We start from the raw sequence: 3,751 nt of genomic DNA on the forward strand, positions 1-3,751 counted from the left end.
GACTTAGGCTGGTCAACTAATTGAAGCTAGAGGCATGAAGCCCCGTCACTTCAGTGCGGGGTGCTGACCAGTTCCATTGTTTTTTGTACAAAAGCCCGACTTTTATCTCCGAGTTTCAGCATGGAAATCCGCTCCTCTTTCGTCAAACCGACTAGGAAAGGGAGCTTTTCTTTGATAGTGAGAATTGCTGCCTGGATAGCGGCAACATCTTCGGGCGTCAAGTTAGCACTAATGCGGTTATCGGTCATGGCTGTTCTCCTTTAAAAATGGGTGAAAAAGAAAAATAACTGTAGGGGTGGCGTCCCTCCCAACTCTCTTAACGGCTATAGCACAAACCCTAAACACTCAACCGCAACAGTGTACCTTCTGTTACTGGTTTCTCAATTTTTGCCTGTGCAACGATCCCCTCCCGTGACAAAACTCTCACCTGTCCGTTACCCTTAACCGCCGTAAAAACTGTTTTCGTTTCTACCTTTGACAAATCAACTCCCCCTAACCATAATTGCGCCGTATCCCCATTAACTTTTGTCACCACTGCCTGTGCCGTCGAATTAGGAGAATTAATAAAATATATAGGTTTCTCCTGATCTTGAGTCCCCGGCTTAACTTCATAACCGGGTTTTTGCTTGAAGTTTTTGGGAATTTCTGACACAATCTTGGTAAACAGCCGATCAATCTTCTGATCTTCCTGCCAGAGATAATGGGTCAGTAAATAAGTAAATATTCCCGATTTAAAACCATTAATATTAACTTCTCGCGCCAATTGGTCAGGAGCAGTTGCAGCTAAGACGACACCTTTAGCAACGCCCGTGCGATATCCTTTAACAAATTGTTCTGGTGACATATTTAACCGTGATAACCACTGTTGCTGATAAGTTTTTTCGTCAGAAGAAACTAAAACCTTTTTGCCTCCATTACGAGAACGTATCCGTGAGTCTCTAGTCGCACCCCCAGAAAAACAACTATCTAATACAACGGTGACATTCTCTGTTTTGAGGGCAGACATCAGCAAAAATAAAGTATGTCCCATGATATCTTCCACAGTCCCTCCAACGTCAGGATATCCAGCAGGTAAGTTACTATTTACTGGTACAAAGGTTCCATTTAATCCTTCCTGATTGGGCACCACAACAATCGGGTTAGGGTCAAAAATTTGTGAACCATGCCCAGAATAGTGATAGAATACTACATCTCCGGGTTTTGCTTGTTTAATTAAATGTTCTTCAAATGCCGTTAAAATTCCTGTTCGCGTCGCTGCTTCATCAGCTAAAACCAGAATATCTTTCGGGTTAAATCTAAAGCGATGAATCAGTAGATTCCGTTGCAACTCTAAATCATTGACACATCCTTCTAGGGGGTTAGATTGGTAAGAATTTATACCCACCAGCAAAGCCAGTTTTCGGGGCGTACTTTGAGCGAGAACTTGACCAGAACGTTGGATTTTCGGAAGCTCTAAGAACTGATTGATTCCTAGAGTTGCCAGTGCTGAACCTGCAAAAGTTAAGAAATGACGACGAGTCCTCATGTGATCTCCTGTTCCTAATAGTTTCAGTTGAATACTCAGTGATTGCTCAAGGGAATTTATTACCCGTGAATATTCTAACAATTTGTGTGAATATAAAGAAGATTGAAAAACAAGAAATTTCTATAACAATTCTACCGATTGACACTCAGTGCTTCGCGGGGAACCGCGACTGACTGAGAACCGGGATAATACTTCTGGCTGTTTCATATCAGTTGTAAATTATTACAACCTGTTTAGGGTTGTCAAATTAAGTTTGATAAGTTAGTAATAGAGATTAATCTTGATACTGTCAGAGACAACAATATCTTTGATTTCCTTTATTGAATTATGAAATTTGCTAATCGTTTAGACCTATTACGCTCTAATGTTTTTGCTGATATGGATCGAGCCAAAGCTAAGGCTATATTAGCAGGACAGGATTTAATTGATTTATCCTTGGGTTCTTCAGATCTGCCCGTTTCTGAACCGATTATTGAGTCAATCAAGGAATCTTTATCAGATCCGGCTACTCACGGTTATCTATTATTTCGCAATACCCAACACTTTCGAGAAATCGTTGCTCAATGGTATACCAATCGTTATGGTATAGCTGTTGATCCTGAAACGGAGGTTTTACAACTTATTGGCTCTCAGGAGGGTACGGCTCATTTACCTTTAGCGATTCTTAACCCCGGTGATTTTGCTTTGTTACAAGATCCCGGTTATCCCTCCCATATTGGCGGCGTTTATTTAGCCGGGGGTCAAATGTACCCGATGCCATTAACAGAGGAAAATGGCTTTTTACCAGTGTTTGAAGAGATTCCAGAAACGGTTTTAGCCCAAGCTCGCATGATGGTGTTGAGTTATCCCCATAACCCCACATCCGCAACCGCTTCTTTATCCTTTTTCCGTCAGGCTGTGGCTTTTTGTCAAAATCATGATTTAGTTTTAGTTCATGATTTCCCCTATATGGATTTTGTGTTTCCACAGCCAGACAATCAAACCGTTACAGAATTAGCTCCCTCAATTTTACAAGCTGACCCAAACAAAAGCGTTTCGATTGAATTCTTTACCTTTTCTAAATCCTATAATATGGGGGGATTTCGGATTGGCTTTGCCATTGGAAATGCGGAGTTAATTTTGGCTTTACGTCGGATCAAAGCGGTGGTTGATTTTAATCAATATATCGGAATTTTGAATGGGGCGATCGCTGCTTTAACGGGGCCACAGGATCATATTATTCAGAATATGGGAATTTTCCGTCAACGACGGGATGCGTTTATTCAAGCGATGCAGGATATCGGTTGGACGGTTCCTAAACCGAATGCCACAATGTATATTTGGGCAAAACTACCCGAACCTTGGTCGAAGGATTCTATTGGGTTCTGTCAACAACTGGTCGAACAAACCGGAGTTGCGGCGTCTCCAGGGGTAGGGTTTGGGAAATCCGGTGAAGGGTATGTCCGGTTTGCCTTAGTTCATTCTCCAGAAGTTTTAGTCACTGCGGTTCATCGCATTGCCGAGTTTTTACAATCATCTTAATAAACCTTCAATCCTTAATTTTTTCAGGTTTATCCATCTTTTCTCCTCATCCCCTGATCTAACAATGACTTAGAAACGGGGTTTTTTTTAAGCTTATTTACGGCACAATAGCCTGAATGCTGGATTTTTGCTGGGTCTAATCCTGATTCTTTTCAGGAAAATTACGCAAATCAAAGTCGTATTAAACAGCTTAAAAAGCTAATCTCCGTAAATCTACGGATATTGATTAATCTGATGATTAGTTCAAATTACAGATTTACCTAAGCTTTACATAAACATCCTAAAATTGACCAAAATTTTATAGACATTCACACTAGATTGTTTATAATAACAATAGAAAAACAAAGAACTCGAAAAGCTCAATCAATTAAAGAGTTCAGAAACTCACAGTTAAACTAGAGTGCTAAAGTTCCTCAACTAAATTGGAACTTTATATATAAAAAAAAACAGTCAACAATCACCGTCTTAAGTCAGCACCCCGCACTGAAGTGACGGGGCTTCATGCCTCTAGCTTCAATTAGTTGACCAGCCTAAGTCTTAACTGACTACGTTATCTGAGTCAAGATACCCATGAATGCATTAAGCTTGAAGCAGATGTACGACAGAGTGACGACGAGGCGACAATTGTTGGCTGGCTCCATGAAGCCAGTGATAAAGGCCTGCCAGTAATCATAAATCCCGCTGCATTCACTCATTACTCCTATG

General features: G+C 40.9%; 4 protein-coding genes. 2 read left to right on the forward strand and 2 right to left on the reverse strand.

Translation table 11 applies throughout. The features are described from left to right. Positions 1-50: 50 nt before the first annotated feature. The gene (locus ACKPEB_RS02600; RefSeq protein ID WP_408963229.1) at positions 51-248 is read right to left on the reverse strand and encodes a hypothetical protein; all 198 of its coding nucleotides are present in this window, start codon (positions 246-248) and stop codon (positions 51-53) included. An 89-nt stretch (positions 249-337) separates the two neighbouring features. After that, positions 338-1,525: a caspase domain-containing protein gene (locus ACKPEB_RS02605; RefSeq protein WP_408963230.1), complete on the reverse strand. Its 1,188-nt coding sequence runs from the start codon at positions 1,523-1,525 to the stop codon at positions 338-340. A gap of 327 nt (positions 1,526-1,852) precedes the next feature. Here ACKPEB_RS02605 and ACKPEB_RS02610 point away from each other — a divergent pair, with 327 nt between their 5' ends. Together ACKPEB_RS02610 and ACKPEB_RS02615 are read left to right on the forward strand one after the other, a co-directional pair. Then, positions 1,853-3,046, forward strand: coding sequence for an LL-diaminopimelate aminotransferase (locus ACKPEB_RS02610; RefSeq protein WP_408963231.1), 1,194 nt, complete (start codon positions 1,853-1,855; stop codon positions 3,044-3,046). A gap of 578 nt (positions 3,047-3,624) precedes the next feature. After that, positions 3,625-3,751: type II 3-dehydroquinate dehydratase (locus ACKPEB_RS02615; RefSeq protein WP_408963232.1), on the forward strand; the 127-nt coding region annotated here is incomplete at its 3' end.

Origin of the sequence: Planktothrix sp. (assembly GCF_046067725.1) — a bacterium.
Lineage (GTDB): Bacteria > Cyanobacteriota > Cyanobacteriia > Cyanobacteriales > Microcoleaceae > Planktothrix.